Genomic DNA, 16,251 nt, shown 5'->3' on the forward strand with positions numbered 1-16,251 from the left:
GGCCGGCGTAGCCGGGCGGTCGCGGCAGCCGGGCCGTCGCGGTAAATGCGTGGCCGTGGTCGGCGGGTTCGCGCGTCCGTCCCGTCGGGGCGTGCCGCTGGACCGCCGGAACGGGCCCGGCCGCGAAGGAAACGTATCCCCCGGAGACGAAGCTCGTTGAAGTGGACAGCGCGCAAACGCCCCCGACGGATGCGCGACGTGAGGGCCCGAATCCCTGCCCGGTCTCGGGCCCTCACCCCCTCCACCGCTCTCCAACGCCCTCCGGGCGAGGTGTCCGCCGGAGGGACGGATCCGGGGTGTCGCCCGGCAGGACATGTCATGATCCCCAGTCATGAAGACGTCGACCTCGTCCATGGTCCGTGCCGCCGCCCGCAACAACGCCGAGTGGTGCGCGGCGATGAGCCGGTCGCACGGTGTGGAGGGCGAGTTCAGGGAGCAGGCGTGGGCCGCCCCGGTCCGTACTCCGCTGTACTACCCGGACGCGGTGACGCTGGTGCCCGGCGCGAACCCGACCGCGCTGTCGGCTCGGATCGACACCGTCGTACCCGGCGCCTCGGTCAAGGACAGCTTCGCCGACCTGGACCTGACGGGGGACGGCTTTCAGGTCCTGTTCGACGCGCGGTGGATCCGCCGCCCGGCGATGAAGCCCGCCGGACCCCCGGACCTCACCTGGGAGGTGGCAGGTGCCCCGGAGGCGTTGCGCGACTGGGCACTGGCCTGGGCCGGCGGGAGCGGCGACGCGGATCTGTTCCGTCCCGAGCTTCTCGACGATCCGGCCACCTTCGTGCTCGCCGGGCGCTCCGCCGACGGTCGCGTGGTCTCCGGAGCGGTGGCGAGCCACAGTGACCAGGTGGTCGGAATCTCCAACGTCTTCGCACACGGCGGTGGTCCGGACGCGGCCTGGCCGGACCTGCTGAACACGGTTCACTCGCTGTTTCCCGGCCTGCCCGTGGTCGGCTACGAGCATGGCGACGACCTGGCCGCCGCCATGCGTCACGGCTTCGAACCGATCGGCCCGTTGCGGATCTGGATCCACCCGGGACGGGACTGACCCTGGCGGAACCGACTCGGACGGGACTGACCCAGGCATGGCGGTCCAGCGCTCGTGCCTGACGCCGAATGCCTGTCGCCAGCTCCGACTCCGGCTCCAGCTCCGGCTCGGCACCGGTTCACTCAAGACGCCCGACTCTCCAGCCGCTGCGCCGCTCGCTCCCCGCGTCGTTCCACAGGCTCGACCCCCCACGCCGCGGCCAGACCGGTCGGCGGCATGTCGACGTAGATCGACTCGTACGAACCCGCCGGGACGATGTACGTCTCGTGCCAGACCCCCACGCTGCCCTTGCTGCTGCGCAGACGGCGGTTGAACGCCGCCCACGCGGGGCGATGCTCCCCCGCCTGGTCGGAGGCATAGGCGAGCAGCTTCTCGCGCGACTCCCAGTACTGCGCGACGGTGAACACGCGCGGACCGCCACTCAGACTCCGGTGGCCCAGCAGCCCGCTGTCGCTGTCCTGCGTGAGCTCCTTCAGCATGCGCGGCATCGCCGTCAGGGCCGGCAGCCAGTGACGGACGGCCCGCCAGCGGTTGATGCGCATGCCGATGAGGAAGACGACCACGTCTCCCTCGGCGGCGGCCGTGACCCGTCGCCCAGATGTCGGTGCATTACCCATGAGATTCCCCGTTCTCGTGTTGGATAGTGACACGATCCATGATTGGATAGTGCCACTGTCCGATGAAAGGTGCAAGAGCATGCGGCTGGCGGAGCTGAGCGAGCGCAGCGGTGTATCGACCGCCACGATCAAGTACTACCTGCGCGAAGGACTGCTCCAGCCGGGTCGCCGGATCTCCGCCACCCAGGCCGAGTACGGGGAGGACCACCTGCGGCGGCTGCGCCTCGTGCGGGCGCTGATCCAGATCGGCGGAGTCTCGGTGGCCGACGCGCGCGAGGTGATCTCCGCCGCGGAGGACGAGTCGCTGGACCACCATCTGCGGCTGGGCGCGGCGACCCGGGCGCTGCCCTGCGCCGAGAAGCCCGCCGAGGACGATCCGGCGGTGGCGACCGCCTGCCGCTCGGTGGAGGCGTTGCTGGAGCGGCTGGGCTGGTCCTGCGACCCCGGCGTTGACATGCTCGACCCCGCCCACCGGCGGCTCATCGACTCGGTCGCCGCGCTGGTCCGGCTCGGCTACCCGTGCGACACCGAGCAGTTGCTGCCGTACGGGCGGCTGGCGGCGCAACTGGCGGTCACCGACCTGGACATGGTCGAGGAACAGCCGACTCCGTCCGAACAGATCGAGGCGGCCGTCGCGTTGACGGTGCTCTACGAACCGGTACTGCTGAGCCTGCGGCGCATGGCCCACGCGGAGGAGTCCGCCCGGCGGTTCTGAGCTTGTCCTTCAACCTCGGCGCGAGGCAAGACGGGTGAGGAGGAGGCACGGTAGTTGCCACATAGGCAGCCTTGTTGTCATCGTGGCCGAGTCGGTTGGCGTTGCAGCCAGTTGAGCGCTGACGCCGGTTGAGGCAGCAGGGGACTGTCGGTGGCTGGTGACAGGATCACCGGCATGGTTTTCGTACGTACTACTCCGCCGCGGCCTGTCGAGGTGACCGCGGTCTTTCCCGAGCTGGCTCCGTTGGCGCGTCCTGCGATCCGGCTGCATCCCCGCCCGGGGTCGCCTTCGGTCAGGGACAGTTCGGTCGGGGGGCCGTTACTGTGGCCGGCTGAGGAACCGTGGCCGCACTGCGAAGACTCGCACCTGCACCGTGACAGTGGGTTCCGCCAGTCACCGGCAGACATACGGCTGACCAGGCGCAGAGTGGCCCGGCAGTTCCGGGATCCCCATGGTCCCGCGTTCACGCCCGAGGAGGAGGCCGGCAGGGAACAGAATGCTGCGAGACTCGCAAAGCGGCTCGACGCCGGCCCTCCCTGGCCGGCGGAGTGCCCGGTCCCCTTGTTGCCCGTGGCCCAGTTGTATCTGCGTGACGTACCCCTGTTGCGGCCGCCCGGGCAGGCCGATCTGCTCCAGGTTCTTTGGTGCCCCTACGACCACGACCCGTATGCCAAGCCTGCGACCGCGCTGTTCTGGCGGTCCGCCGCAGATGTCGGTGATGTCCTCGCCACTCCGCCGGAACCGTATGAGGCGGACTGGGAAGGCTATGTGCCGGAGCCGTGTCTGCTGGCACCAGAAGCCATCACCGAGTACCCCAACAGCCTTGATCTGAGCCCGGAGATGCGGCTGGCGGTGGAGGACTGGAGCAGCTGGCAGGCAGCCGGCGTCGGCGTGGACAGCTCGTACGCGGACTATCCGGCGGAGTTCTATGACGGCAATCTGGCTGACGCTCCCGGCTGGAAGGTCGGCGGCTGGCCTCCGTGGGGCCGCACGGACCCGTATCGCCGATTCTGCGCTGTCTGCGACGCTCAGATGGTCCCGCTGCTGACCATCGCCTCCTTCGAATGGGACGGCGGTGAGAAACGCGGCTGGGCGCCGTACGAAGACCAAGCCGCCGCCTACGCCGCCAGTCATCGTGCCGGCCGGTCCCCCGTGCAGCCCACGAAGGTGGAAGTAGGCAGCACCGACAACATGCAGCTCTACGTCTGCCCGACCTCCCCCGAGCATCCGCACACCGACCTGATCCAATGAACGGTCGGGCCTGTCACACACCCTCCCGTAGCCGGTGACGGAAGTACTGCCGAGTCAGGTCGTGTGACAGCCGCTTGCCTCGCTGGTGCCGAGCAGAGGTTCCCCCGCCCGGGCGCGAGCTCCAGCGCGCCCGCGTCCTGATCGCCCGCATTCACCTGCGAGCGGTCGTCGGAGGGTGCGATCCACCCTGCCGGGGCGACGCACGGGGACCCTCGGAAACGCGACGGGAAAACTCCGCCGGGACCCGGCCGGCCCGTGCGTATGGGCTCGGTCCGTCGGGTCCCGGCGGTTCTGGGACCGCCGTACGTCCGTCACGGCCCTGCGCGGCTCCGGCGCCGTTCGCCCCGGTCCGCGCACCGCTTCGACGGCGGCGGGTCGTGATCAGTTCAGTTTGCGGCAGAGCAGTGCGGCCGGGCCCTGGGCGGCGCCGAAGCGGGTCGTGTAGGCGATTCCGGCGGCGTACTCGTCATCGGCGCACTGGCCCTTGTAGTCACCGTTCGCGAAGTCCCCTCCGGCCGCGCCGGCGGGCCGGTTGTCGGAGCGGTCGAACCACACGGTTCGCCCGGTTCCCGCCAGCGAGGTGCCGGCCGGAACGCACAGGGCCGCGGAGGTACGGCCACCGCGGCGGCTGTAGCCGATGAGGAAGTTCCCCGCGGGGCACTGCAACTTGGTGTACCCGGAGGCCCAGTCGCCGCCCGCGGGAACATGGCGCTCGTCGGTGACGACCGTCTGGGTGCCGGCCGCGGAGCGGAGGTCGCCGGTGGAGACGTCCGTGCACAGCGCGCGAACACCGCTGTGGCCGAGTCCGATCAGCCGTTCGCCGTCGGGACACGTGGCCTTGGACGCACCCGGGTTCCAGTCGCCGCCCGCGCGTACCCGCAAGGACTGCACTTGGTCGCCGTGATCGGTGGCGAGCATCTGCCAGCCGGGGACCGCTGCGACGGACCCGGTGCGGGTCGGGGCGGTCATGAGCCGGTTCCACGCGGTGCCGCGCCAGTCGGACTGGTCGAGGATGCCGTACCGGTTGCCCGAGGTGTCGTAGCGCAGCAGCGACCAGTCGTCGTGGCCTTCCCAGCTGACCAGCGGCCAGTAGGCGAAATCGACGTCGTGGTCGGCGAAGTAGTCGGTGATGTTGCCGAACCAGGTCCGGGCTGCCGCGCCGGTCTCGCCTGCGCCGATGCCGAACTCGCTGATCCACACGGGGGCCGTGAAGTGCTGGTTCGCTTCGGAGGAGACGAAGAAGGCCTGGTCGCCCAGGACTTGGTAGAGCTGGTCGCGGGTGAGGTCCTGGTAGCGGGCGTCGTGGGTTTCGCCGATTCCGGTCGCCCCGCTGTGGTTGGGGCCGGTGTATCCGTAGAAGTGGGCCGAGTACACCAGCTTGTGCGAGGCGACGAGGGTGTGCGAGAGGTTGCGCACGGGGGTGAGGGTGGGGCGGCCGTGCGGCAGGCCGTCGACCGGCAGACCGGTCCAGTTGATCCCCTCGATGACGACGAGGAGGTTGGCGTTGGCCTCGGAGAGGATGCGGTCAGCGGCGAGCTGGGCGGCCGCGTACCAGTCATGGGCGTCACCCAGGCCCCAGTTGGGGTCGTCCAGTACGTCACGGCGTACTTCGTTGTAGAGGTCGGCGCCCACCACGCGCGGGTCACCGGCGTAACGGCGGGCCATGAAGACCCAGTCGTCCGCCCACTGCTGGGTGGACTGACTGCTGTTCCAGCGCTCGTTGCCGTCGACTCCGCAGCACCAACGCGAGGTGTTGGTGTGGTTGTTGAGGATGACGGCGAACCCGCTCCGGGTGAGGGCGGCGACCACGGCGTCGTAGACCTGGAGCGGCGTTCTGCCGCGCAGCTCCGGGTTGGCCGTGACGGCCGCGTCCGGCACCGGGGTCGTCGAGTGGATCATCTCGTTGGAGAAGGGCAGCCGGATGCTGTTGATGCCCAGCCGGTGGAAGTCGTCGAGCAGTTGGGGCAGCGACGCGCGGTCCAGGCCGAGGGGGATGCCGTAGGAGTCCTGGCCCGCGTGGTGGTTGGCCGGGTCGTCGACGCTGCCGCTGCCCGTCCAGGAGCCTTGCGCGCCGTCCCAGTTCGCCGACTTCAGCCGGAAACGGTTGCCTTCGGCGTCCACGATGTACCGTCCGCGGGTGGAGAGCGGCGCCTGCCACGTCTCGGCGGCCGCTGGAGCGTCGGCGGAGGCCACCCGCGCGCGGTCCGCGGGATCCGGGGTGGCGGCGATCGCCCCGGGAGCCGTGGCCAGCAGAAGGAGGGCTGCTGCCGCTAATGTCAGGTACTTGCCAATTCTGAGGGTGGGCATCGGACCTCTGTGAGGGGTGTCGGTACGCGGACGTGAGTGTCTGTGCCCACCGGCGCCCGAGGAGGGACGCCGGTCGCCGAGTTCCGGCGTGACGGGGTGAGTCGGGCTCATGTCCGGGTCGGCGGCTCCCGGCCTGCGGAAGTCCGGATGCCGCCGCCGCGGACGAATCACGGTGCCGTGCTCTGAACGGGGTGGACCTGGCGCTCATGACCGGTGCGACGGCTACGTCACGGGCGCTTCACCCTTCCCGCTGACCACAGGTACGGACCTGAGCCTAGCGGGGGAGCCGAACCCGGGCGACAGTTCCGGTCAGGCGTGACAACCTGCACACGGGGCCCGCTCCCCTTCCTGTGACGCGGCCCGCCGGGCACGGACGACGCCCCGCTCACCGGCGCGGTTCAGCGGTCCGACTCGGCCCGTCGGCTCGGCTCAGCTCAGCTCGCTCGGCTCGGCTCGGCTCGGCTCGGCTCGGTGATTCATGCGGAGCCTCCCGGACGGCACTCCCTCACCGGGGCCGGCCATGAACCATCCGGTGAGGAAAGGTGGTTCATGGCTCGTCCCGTCAGCCGGTCAGCGGACGCGGATGAACGTGACGTCGTATCCGCTGTTCGTGCTGCGCGTCTTGACGTAGACGCCGTCCGACCCGCCGTTGGGGTTACCGGTGTTGCCTTCGACGGTGGTGAAGCCGGACCCGCCGCTCACCGTTCGCACGATGCCTATGTGCTCCTGCCCACCGGTGTAGTTGTTGCCCCCGTTCCAGTCGAAGGCCACGATGTCGCCCGGCTGCGGGTTCGTGGTCACCGAGAGGTGGTAGTTGCCGGCCCGCGCCTGCTTGACCCAGCCCGAGACGTAGCTGTTGCGGTAGGAACTGGCCCCGGTCTGCTTGGCGACCCAGCTCACGAAGGTCGCGCACCAGGCGTAGTTGCTGGTGGACAGCGACAGGCCCACGGCCGATCCGTAGCTGTTCGCCCGAGCGCTGCCCTCGACCGTCCCCACCTCGGCGGCGGCCACAGTGAGGATCTTGCCGTACCCGCCGCCGGACGGGGGCGAGGAGGGCGGGGTGACGGCACCGTACAGAGCGGCCTTGGTGTTCGGACCGACCTGGCCGTCGACCGACAGACCCTTCTCGGCCTGGAAGTCCCGCACCGCGCTGTCGGTCAACGGTCCGAAGTCGCCGTCGACGGCGAGATCGGCTCCGTGGTGGTTGAGCAGGCTCTGCAGCTCGGTGACACAGCCGCTGCGTTGGCCCTTCACGATGTTGCTCGGGCACGAGCTGGAGTTCAGGTTGACCGGGGCCGGTGCGCCGCTGCCGCCGCCCGTGCTGATGTTCGCGTACAGAGCGGCCTTGGTGTTCGGACCGACTTCCCCGTCGGCGGAGAGGCCCGCCGAGGACTGGTACGACTTCACGGCAGCAAGGGTCAGGGGCCCGAACTCGCCGTCCACGTCCAGGTGTTGCCCCTTGCCGTTGAGCAGGGCCTGAAGCGTCGCGACGCAACCCCCGCTCTGCCCCTCCACGATGTTCGAGGGACAGGAGCCCGATCGCAGGTCCAGCGCGGTGGACGGCGACTCGTCGGTGTCGTAGAGCTCGCGCTTGGTGTTCGTTCCGACCTGACCGTCGACGGAAAGACCGTGCGCGGACTGGAAGCTGCGGACCGCGCTGTCCGTCGCCGGCCCGAACTCGCCGTCCACGTCGATCGAGTAGCCGAAGTGGCGCAGCAGCCGCTGCAGTTCGGTGACGCAGCCCCCCTTGTTGCCCTGGACGATGTTCGCCGGGCACGAGGAGGACGTGAGATTGATCGGTGCCGGGGACGAGCCGCCGGTCGCGTACAGCTTCGACTTGGTCTGGGGACCGACCTGTCCGTCCACGGCGATCGCGGTGGAGGCCTGGTACTCGCGCACCGCGTAAAGGGTGTTCGCCCCGAAGATGCCGTCCACCAGCAGTCCGGCCCCGTGGGCGTTGAGCAGGTTCTGCAACTCCGTGACGCAGCCGCTCGTCTGGCCCTTCTGGATCACGCCGGGGCAGGACGAGGAGGTCAGCTTGACCGCCGCGGGGGCCGCCGAGGCAGGACCGGCGCCGAGCAGTGTGCCGGCAGAGAGGAGCGCCGTCGTGGCGGCGAACACCCCGGTCCTGACCCGCCAGCCAGGTCTCGTGCTCGTGGCGCCCCGGTGCCGGATGGATGTTTTGCCGTCGTGCGCACGCAATGGGCTCGTCTTCATGACTGCGAAACGTCTCCTTAGCTGGATATGCGGATTGCTGTCGGAGATCGTCCGAGCCGAAACCGCACACTGTCGTGATGTGTCGTTCGTGGAAGGGGTCGCCCGCCCGGCAGACGCTCACCTCGGGCCTGCAGCCGGCAAAGGGAGGAGAAATTGGCACTTTTGGCCGGGTCGGCACGCTTGTGGACCAATGTCCCTACGTGGCAACGGAGTTGAGGTTCTCGAAAGTCATGATCGGGCTGTCATTCCGCGCACGACGGTGACAGTTCAGACCGCTGCGCACAATGTCAGGTCGCGCAACTGGCTTGATTTAACCGATCCAGGCGGCCGGAAAAAATACATGCGTGACGGCCTTTGAATATTTGGCCCTTTTCAGTGGTCTGTCTCGTTGCGGTGTTTCCGGCCTCATTTTGTGCGGGCCAAGCGAAAGGTGACGATCGCGGCGTGTGAGGGTGAGGATCGCGGCACAGGGGACGGGGAGGGACACGGCACGGGAGGCGGCGAGGGCACGCGGGCGGGAGGGGCAGCGGGACAGGATCCCGTGTCGGCTTCGCAGCGAGGCCCTCTTGATCCCGCGTTCCGGTTCCGGTCAGGCGTCCCAGGCGCGAGGGCGGTTCAGCGCTTCCCATTCGGGGCGGAGAAGCGAGAACACCGCGAGGTCGTGGCGCCGGCCACGGTGGAGGCAGGCGGCGCGGCTGACGCCCTCCTGGACGAAGCCGGACCTGGCGAGGACCGCCAGGGCGGGGGCGTTCCCGGTGTGAGTCTCCGCCGTGAGCCGGTACAGCGGGAGTTCACCGAACGCGAGGTCCACCAGGGCGTCGAGGGCGTCCATGCCGTGCCCATGGCCTCGATACCGCGGGTCCAGCATCAGCTCGACCTCCGCGGTGCCGTCGACCATGTTCTGGCCGCTGAGCGCGATCTGGCCGATGGGGGTGCCGTCCGGGAGCAGGACGAGGAAGGCGTCGCGATCGTCGTCGTCACTGTCGCGCTCGATGCGCTCCCGCAGCGCCGCGAGGGAGCGCGGCCAGGTGCAGAACTCATAGGCGTTCACCGGGTCGGATCGCCAGCCGTGCAGAAGCCCGGCGTCGTCCACCTCGACCACCGCGAGCCCGACAGACGCGGCGCGCCAGGCGAGTTGCCTCTCCGGCTCCGCGTCGTGCTCGTCGCCCATGGTCCCCGCGCCCTCGATCATGATCAGATGCTACGGATGTCTCCGGCCCGGAGCCAGTGAATTCCGGCGGGTGGGCCATTCGGGACTTCGCCGCGCCGCTACGAGTTCGCTCACCGTCCGCAGCCGGCCGTCATACGAACGGTGAACCGAGCGGCATGCGCAATTCCCGCTCAGCCGACGTCGATGATCTCGGCGAGACTCATCACGGGGCGGTCGAATATCCCTGTCAGCACGTTTTGCTGTCGATCTGTCAGAGAAGTGACGAAGACGACCAGGTCGGCATCGGTTTCTTCGCAGAGCGCGGCGACTTCAAGGACTTTCCCGGAACTCAGCAGCGTGTGCGAGGAATACGGCAGGTTCATCTTCCGGACCCCGCCGTCCGAGACACCACGCCGTTGCGTGATCCGCCCGACGACCCGGGCACCGCGCGCCGTCAGTTCCGCCGCCGCGGCATCCATGAGCGCGACGAAGTTCTTCTCCCTTGCGGAGAATTGGCCGACGAGCACGACATCGGCGCCCGTCACGCCCACGGGCACGACCCGGCGCCCGGCGGACCCCTCTCCCCCGCGACGAGCAGGGCGCCGGGCGCGCCCTCGGAACCGATACATGCTCCCGAGGGTAAGACCGTGATCAGCTCGCCGTTTGTGCGACAGCCGTGGCGTCCTGCGAGCGTTCGTGCTCCACTCGGGCCGTTTCCAGGAGATTCAGCCAGGAAGTGACCGTGGGCCGGCGGCGCAACAGGGCCCGGCGCTCCCGCTCGGTCATGCCGCCCCAGACGCCGTGCTCGATGCGCTGGTCCAGCGCATAGGCGAGGCATTCGGTGAGCACTGGGCAGCCGATGCACAGCATTTTGGCCCGGTTCTGCGCCGCGCCCTCGACGAACAGGTCGTCAGGATCGGCCGTACGGCACAATCCTCGATCGCTCCAGTCGGTGCTCGTCATCTCGTGATGCCGTCCTCTCCCCTGGCCCCCGCCTGCAAGTTGCCCGCCTGCCCTGGGCAACAGGCATATGACACTACGCCTTTCGAAGGCCGCAACTCTATCTGCCGTACGGCACCACACCTTCGAGTGAGCCCAGCTTGCCTCCCGCTCGCGTGGGCGCTATGGAGGTGCCTCGACGGTTCACGGTCCGGATCAGAGCCTCCGGAGCGGTACGGCCGTCTTTCGCCCTTCCTCGCGATGGAAAGCAGGAGTCATGTCAGGAGTCACGTCCGAGAACAAGCGGACCGTCGAGACCTACTTGAACGGTTTCCGGAAGAACGATCACGCACAGATTCTGAACTGCCTCACCGATGACATCGAGTGGACGGTTTTCGGCGGTTTCCATCTGACCGGCAAGGAGGCATACGACGCCGCGATCGAGGGTCCCGGCTTCGTCCCGCCTCCCCGGCTGGAGGTCGTCCGCATGGTCGAGGAGGACGACGTGGTCATGGCCGAGCTCACCGGAACGGTGATGCGGGAAACGGGAGAGCCGATGCGCATGTCGATGGCCGAGGTGTTCCGCATGCGCGACGGGAAGATCTGTGAACGCCGCGCTTGGGTGATCGAGCTCAAACGCAACGAATACGTCTGAACGGCAGGGGCGGTTCGGGGCCGGCCCGCACCGGCCTGAGCAATTCGCGTTCGCCCCGCACTTGCCGGGGCGGTTCGCGTTCAGCCCGCGTGGAACGTCGCTGCCGCCTTGTAGGTACGCAGCACAGGTGCCGTCTCGATCCGCGTGACGGCGTCCCAGGCCACCCGCCGTGTCAGGTAGTGGTGCAGGGCCTCCGCGTCGCGGCACAGCGCGTGGGCGACGAGGCTCGTCGGACCGGTCGTCGCCGCGACCACCGCGAGCTCGTCATGTCCGGCCAGCGCTGTCGCCACCGCGTCCAGGTGCGCGGGGGCCACCTGCATCCAGAGCAGCGCGGACACCGTCACGCCCAGCAGCGCCGGATCGATGTCGACGTCGAAGAACAGCGCGCCGCGCGCCCGCAGTCCGGTCAGCCGGCGGGCCACGGTGTTCGCGGTGGTCCTGACCCATGCCGACGTGCTCGACTCCTCCTGGCGCGCGGTCTTCCTCGTCAATCTCCCGCCGGCCGCCGCCGTCCTGGCCGCGTCCGTGTTCCTGACCGAGGACCGCGCGCCGATACGACCCCGGATCGACCCGGCGGGCACCGTCCTCGCCATGCTCGGCACCGCGCTGATCGTCTGCCCCCTGGCCTCCGGGAGCTCCGGACCGGCCAGGTGGGCCGTCGCCGCCGCGGGAGCCGTGGTCCTGTGCGTGTTCGTCGTCCATCAGCGCCGCGCCGGCCGCCGCGGCCACGCTCCGCTGATCGAGCCGGCCCTGCTGCGTGGCCGGGCGTTCCCCGCGGCCCTGGTCACGTCGGCCCTGTTCTTCGCGGTCATGAACGCCGTCATGATCACCGTCGTTCTGCACCTCGAACTCGGCCTCCACGACGGTCCGCTCACCGCGGGCCTCACCCTGTTGCCGTGGTCCGTCGGCCTCGCGGCCGGCTCCTGGGCCGCCGGCACCCATCTGGTCACGCGGTACGGGACGCGCATCCTGCACGCCGGCCTCGTCGTCCTGGCGATCGGCCTTGCGGCCGCGGTTCTCGCGTACCGCGCTGCGGACCCCGGCGCGTATCCGGCCGTGCTGCCCGCCGCCCTCGCCGTCGCCGGGCTCGGCACCGGTCTGTTCACCCCGCCGTTCTTCAGCTCGGCGCTCAGCGGCGTCGGCCCGCAGGAGACCGGCTCGGCCGCCGGTCTGCTCAACGCCGTACAGCAACTCGGCGGCACACTAGGGGTCGCAGTCGTCGGCGGCATCTACCTGGGTGCGGCGGACGACGCCCGCACGGCGGCCCAGCACGCGCTGGGCGCCACCTCGGTGGTCCTGGCCGCCACGGCGGTGGCGGCCACGGTCATGACCACACGCCGCGCCACCCACTGACCACCGGTCGCCCCCGGCTCACCGCCGACCCCGCGGACCCCGCGGACCCGAGGACAGCCGCCGCGACCGGGACGATCGCAAGATCGCATCCGCAACGACCCGGGCCAGGACACCGGCCCGCGGCCCAGGCACCCCCGTGCGACCGCCCGAGGCCCGCGCAGGCCGCGCGGGCCGTCACAGGCCCCGCTCGGGACTACGCGGGCTGTCAGGCACCGCTCAGGATTCCGCGCGCCTCGGCAGCCGCCAGTTCGGACGGACGAAGTGGCAGGTGTAGCCGTCGGGGTAGCGCTGGAGGTAGTCCTGGTGCTCCGGCTCCGCCTTCCAGAACGGACCGGCCGGCGCGACCTCGGTCACGACCTTCCCCGGCCACAGTCCGGAGGCGTCGACATCCGCGATGGTCTCCTCGGCGACCCGCTTCTGCTCGTCGTCGGCGTAGAAGATGGCGGACCGGTAGCTGAGACCGATGTCGTTGCCCTGCCGGTTCTTCGTCGACGGGTCGTGGATCTGGAAGAAGTACTCCAGGATCGTCCGGTAGTCGGTCTTCGTGGGATCGAAGGTGATCTCGATCGCCTCGGCATGCGTTCCATGGTTGCGATACGTCGCATTGGCCACGTCGCCGCCGCTGTACCCCACCTGTGTGTCCAGAACACCCGGGAACGTCCTGATCAGATCCTGCATGCCCCAGAAACAGCCGCCGGCCAGCAGCGCCTTCTCCTCGTTCCGGCTCATCGCACGCACCCCTTCTTCCTAGTCCTCGTCGGACTCGCACAGGCGCGGTCTCACGCGCCGCCGGCCGTCCGTCCGCCCCGCCCTCACAACGACGTGGCATCGCACTGCACAAGGCTGAAAGGGCCGGTCGAAATTCCCGGCCGGGCACCCGGGACGCGACAAAGGTCCGGGCACCTCGGGGCCCGCGCGTGCGAGTGAACGCGGGAGATCGATAACGATCCTGCAAGTTTCAATCAACATCGGCGCGAGAATTTGCTATCGCTACCAGAAAAAGGGCTCAATGTCCTTCGCATGTCAGCGGTACAGAGTTAGTTAGGGAGCGGATGAACGGCACGATCAACGGCTTCAGCTACGGGCTGGTCACACCGGTGGCCGCCTACGTCATGGCCTGTGTGGGCTCGGCGTTGGGGCTGCGCTGTGTGGTGCGCACGGTGCACCACGAGCCCGGCTGGAGGCTCGGCTGGCTCGCCCTCGGGGCCAGCGCCCTGGGCTGCGGCATCTGGACGATGCACTTCATCGCCATGACGGGCTTCTCCGTGGCGGAGACGACTGTCACCTACGACGTCCCGCTGACCGTGCTCAGTCTCGCCGTGGCGATCGTGGTGGTCTCCGCGGGCGTCTTCATCGTCGGGCATCGCGGTGCCACGCGAGCGGCCCTCACCGTGGGCGGCTCCATCACCGGTCTCGGCGTCGCGACCATGCACTACCTCGGCATGTTCGCGATGCAGCTCAACGGAGAGCTCAGCTACAACGCGTTCACCGTGACCCTGTCCGTGATCATCGCCCTCGTGGCGGCGACCGCCGCGCTGTGGGCCGCCGTCTCCGTACAGGGCTTCGTCCGCACGCTCGGCGCCAGCCTCGTCATGGGCCTGGCCGTCACCGGCATGCACTACACGGGCATGGCCGCCGTGAACGTCCATCTCCACAACGGCATCGAGTCGTCCGTGACCGGCCAGGAGGGCACCTCGCTCCTGCTGCCGATGCTCCTGGGCCCGATCATCTTCCTCATCCTCGCCGCGGCCATCGTCATGTTCGACCCGGTCCTGATCCTCGGCGACGGCGGTTGGGACAAGCCGGCCAAGAAGCGCTCCAAGGTCGTCGCACGCGGAAAGGCCATGCCGGTGCGGGTGTCGGGCATCGAGGACGCTCCGGCGCCGATGGCCCACAGCGCCCCGCAGGCCGGCCACTGGTCGTCGGCACCGCCCCAGTGGCCCGCCGAGGAGCACGCCCAGTACGGCGGCACGGGCGCCGGCGACCCCTACGGAACCCGGCACGAGGCGGAGTAACCCCTCCCGTGCGTCTCGATGGCCCGGCCGACGCGATCAACCTCGCGCTCGTGCCGGGCCATCGGCGTCCCTGCCGGACGGCTTCGATACGGGACGCACCCGGCCGCGTGGAGTGAGAGCGACATCCGTACCCGGGAGGCGCCCGGACGTGCCGGGCGAGAGCAACATCCGTACCCGGTACGCACGGTGGCAGGCAGTGGCCCGCTTCGGCCATCGCGATGATCTTGTGACCGCACAGGCTCTAGGGTGCCTGGCATGACCTCCATAGCCTTGCGCGGTACGACGATCCACTACGACGACACCGGCTCCTCGGCCGGGCTGCCCGTCCTGCTGATCCACGGGCATCCCTTCGACCGGACCCTGTGGGCCCCGCAGGCCGAAGCACTCGTCGCGGCCGGGCACCGGGTCATCACCCCTGATCTGCGCGGCTACGGCGCCAGCGGGGTGGAGACCGGCCCCGTGTATCTCTCCGACTTCGCCGACGACCTCGCCGCGCTCCTGGACCACCTGGACATCGACCGGGCGGTGGTGGGCGGTGTCTCGATGGGCGGGCAGATCGCCCTGGAAATTCAACGGACCCACACCCACCGCGTCCGCGCGCTCGTCCTGTCGGACACCTCCGCCCCGGCCGAGACCGGCGAGGGAAAGGCCTTCCGTAACCGGCTGGCCGACCGCCTCCTGGCGGAGGGGATGAACGGCTACGCGGACGAGGTCATCGGCAAGATGCTCGCCGACTACAACGTCACCGCGCTGCCCGACGTCGCCGAGCACGTCCTGAGCATGATGCGCGCCACCGATCCCCGCGGTGCCGCGGCGGCCCTGCGCGGCCGGGCCGAGCGCCCCGACTACCGGGACACACTCGCCGCCGTACAGTCCCCCGTACTGATCGTCGTCGGCGCCGACGACGTCTACACACCGGTCAGCGACGCCGAGGCCATCCACGCTCTCGTCCCGCACGCGGTCCTGGCCGTCATCGAGGGCGCCGGCCACCTTCCCGGCGCGGAACAGCCCGGACGGTTCAACGCCGCGCTCCTCGACTTCCTGGCCACTCAGGTGATCACCGTCGCCTGAGCGATCCGGCCGGTGAGATCGGCGGCTCTCAGCGCCCTTCACCGGAGGCAAAAGCACCGGGGCTGGAGGGTCGCTGTCCGCCGCCTGGTCGACGGGGCGGGCGTGATGATCGCCGCCGAGGGGGCCGGGCGGGTGCTACGAGGGGGTCTGTGTGGGCACTTCGAACCACATGGTCTTGCCGGTGGGCGTGCGGGTGCTGCCCCAGCTCTCGGCGAGCAGGTCGAGCAGTTCGGTACCGCGACCGCCCTCCGCGTCGGCGTCGACCTCGCGCCGTACGGGACATTCCGGCTCCGTGTCCTCGACCTCGCACAGCAGGCGGTCGCCGCGCAGGCACAGGTTGAGCCGCAGAGGACCGCGCGTATGGCACAGAGCGTTGGTGACCAGCTCGCTGACCAGGAGTTCCGCGGTCTCGGCCACGTCCTCCAGATCCCACTCGGCCAGCTGTGCCGTCACCAGACGGCGGGCCCGGCGGGCCGAGGTCAGCTCCCGCGAGAGGGGCCAGGAGGACTCCCAGGGGGTGACCCGGGCGCGAGGCGCGTCGAACGGACGGATGGGTTGCAGCGCACGCGACCAAAGAGCCCGGTTCCGGGCCAGCCACGAGGTGGGCGCGGCTTCCGCGGATGCCTCCTTCTGCTGATCACGTGCCGTGGCGTCCTCACGCTCCGATCCCTCGGGCCGGCGGTAGAGCCGGGCAAAGCGCCCCCGGCGAGGTGTCGCCAGGAGGTCGATGGCCCCAGGGGCCATGGGAATCAGTCCCTTCTGCACTGCCGGCGACCACACCGCCCGAGCGGCACGGACCCGTCGACGACCGGTCCGGACATTGTCAGGTCACGCGTTCACGTAACGCCCGTCACGATAACAAATATGCGTGTAGCGCTCGCTACGGTAAAAATCCTTTCCAAGAGTACTG

Annotated in this window: 16 protein-coding genes; 7 read left to right on the forward strand and 9 right to left on the reverse strand. The window is 69.6% G+C overall.

The genetic code is table 11. The annotated features are described in order from the left end of the window. Positions 1-331: 331 nt before the first annotated feature. On the forward strand, positions 332-1,051 hold the full coding sequence (locus OG780_RS03580; RefSeq protein ID WP_328444568.1) for a hypothetical protein: 720 nt from the start codon (positions 332-334) through the stop codon (positions 1,049-1,051). A gap of 122 nt (positions 1,052-1,173) precedes the next feature. Here the strand turns inward: OG780_RS03580 and OG780_RS03585 are convergent, their stop codons facing one another. Next, positions 1,174-1,668: a DUF4188 domain-containing protein gene (locus OG780_RS03585; protein ID WP_328444570.1), complete on the reverse strand. Its 495-nt coding sequence runs from the start codon at positions 1,666-1,668 to the stop codon at positions 1,174-1,176. Between the two features lie 79 nt (positions 1,669-1,747). Between OG780_RS03585 and OG780_RS03590 the strand changes: the two genes are divergently transcribed. Both OG780_RS03590 and OG780_RS03595 read left to right on the forward strand, forming a co-directional pair. Then, entirely contained in the window at positions 1,748-2,383 is a 636-nt protein-coding gene (locus OG780_RS03590) for a MerR family transcriptional regulator (protein WP_328444572.1), read from the forward strand. Between the two features lie 174 nt (positions 2,384-2,557). Continuing rightward, positions 2,558-3,634: a hypothetical protein gene (locus tag OG780_RS03595; protein ID WP_328444574.1), complete on the forward strand. Its 1,077-nt coding sequence runs from the start codon at positions 2,558-2,560 to the stop codon at positions 3,632-3,634. A 381-nt stretch (positions 3,635-4,015) separates the two neighbouring features. Here OG780_RS03595 and OG780_RS03600 read toward each other — a convergent pair whose 3' ends face one another. The 5 genes from OG780_RS03600 to OG780_RS03620 form a co-directional block, all read right to left on the reverse strand. Continuing rightward, a complete protein-coding gene (locus tag OG780_RS03600) occupies positions 4,016-5,941 on the reverse strand; it encodes a glycoside hydrolase family 5 protein (protein ID WP_328444576.1) in 1,926 nt (641 codons plus the stop codon). Between the two features lie 570 nt (positions 5,942-6,511). Next, entirely contained in the window at positions 6,512-8,158 is a 1,647-nt protein-coding gene (locus tag OG780_RS03605) for a peptidoglycan-binding protein (protein WP_328444578.1), read from the reverse strand. Between the two features lie 589 nt (positions 8,159-8,747). Next, positions 8,748-9,350 (reverse strand): GNAT family N-acetyltransferase, encoded by a 603-nt coding sequence (locus OG780_RS03610; protein ID WP_328444580.1) that lies wholly within the window; start codon positions 9,348-9,350, stop codon positions 8,748-8,750. 149 nt (positions 9,351-9,499) lie between these two features. Then, on the reverse strand, positions 9,500-9,859 hold the full coding sequence (locus tag OG780_RS03615; RefSeq protein WP_328444582.1) for a hypothetical protein: 360 nt from the start codon (positions 9,857-9,859) through the stop codon (positions 9,500-9,502). 100 nt (positions 9,860-9,959) lie between these two features. After that, the gene (locus OG780_RS03620; RefSeq protein WP_328444584.1) at positions 9,960-10,271 is read right to left on the reverse strand and encodes a WhiB family transcriptional regulator; all 312 of its coding nucleotides are present in this window, start codon (positions 10,269-10,271) and stop codon (positions 9,960-9,962) included. Between the two features lie 253 nt (positions 10,272-10,524). On the opposite strand from OG780_RS03620, the gene OG780_RS03625 reads away from it, so the two are divergent. Further along, positions 10,525-10,902, forward strand: coding sequence for a nuclear transport factor 2 family protein (locus OG780_RS03625; protein ID WP_328444586.1), 378 nt, complete (start codon positions 10,525-10,527; stop codon positions 10,900-10,902). Positions 10,903-10,982: 80 nt separating this feature from the next. Here OG780_RS03625 and OG780_RS03630 read toward each other — a convergent pair whose 3' ends face one another. Next, a complete protein-coding gene (locus OG780_RS03630; RefSeq protein ID WP_328444588.1) occupies positions 10,983-11,324 on the reverse strand; it encodes an Lrp/AsnC family transcriptional regulator in 342 nt (113 codons plus the stop codon). Between the two features lie 10 nt (positions 11,325-11,334). Between OG780_RS03630 and OG780_RS03635 the strand changes: the two genes are divergently transcribed. Further along, positions 11,335-12,255 carry an MFS transporter gene (locus tag OG780_RS03635; RefSeq protein ID WP_328444590.1) on the forward strand — a complete coding sequence of 307 codons (921 nt, stop codon included), beginning with the start codon at positions 11,335-11,337 and terminating at the stop codon, positions 12,253-12,255. A 216-nt stretch (positions 12,256-12,471) separates the two neighbouring features. Here the strand turns inward: OG780_RS03635 and msrA are convergent, their stop codons facing one another. After that, entirely contained in the window at positions 12,472-12,984 is a 513-nt protein-coding gene (gene msrA / locus OG780_RS03640) for a peptide-methionine (S)-S-oxide reductase MsrA (RefSeq protein ID WP_328444592.1), read from the reverse strand. A 323-nt stretch (positions 12,985-13,307) separates the two neighbouring features. Between msrA and OG780_RS03645 the strand changes: the two genes are divergently transcribed. Then, positions 13,308-14,270 (forward strand): MHYT domain-containing protein, encoded by a 963-nt coding sequence (locus OG780_RS03645; RefSeq protein WP_328444594.1) that lies wholly within the window; start codon positions 13,308-13,310, stop codon positions 14,268-14,270. Between the two features lie 255 nt (positions 14,271-14,525). Then, positions 14,526-15,341 carry an alpha/beta fold hydrolase gene (locus OG780_RS03650; protein ID WP_328444596.1) on the forward strand — a complete coding sequence of 272 codons (816 nt, stop codon included), beginning with the start codon at positions 14,526-14,528 and terminating at the stop codon, positions 15,339-15,341. 135 nt (positions 15,342-15,476) lie between these two features. Here the strand turns inward: OG780_RS03650 and OG780_RS03655 are convergent, their stop codons facing one another. Next, positions 15,477-16,085 (reverse strand): ATP-binding protein, encoded by a 609-nt coding sequence (locus OG780_RS03655; RefSeq protein ID WP_328444597.1) that lies wholly within the window; start codon positions 16,083-16,085, stop codon positions 15,477-15,479. Positions 16,086-16,251 lie beyond the last annotated feature (166 nt).

It is taken from the genome of Streptomyces sp. NBC_00386, assembly GCF_036063235.1.
Taxonomy (GTDB): Bacteria; Actinomycetota; Actinomycetes; order Streptomycetales; family Streptomycetaceae; genus Streptomyces.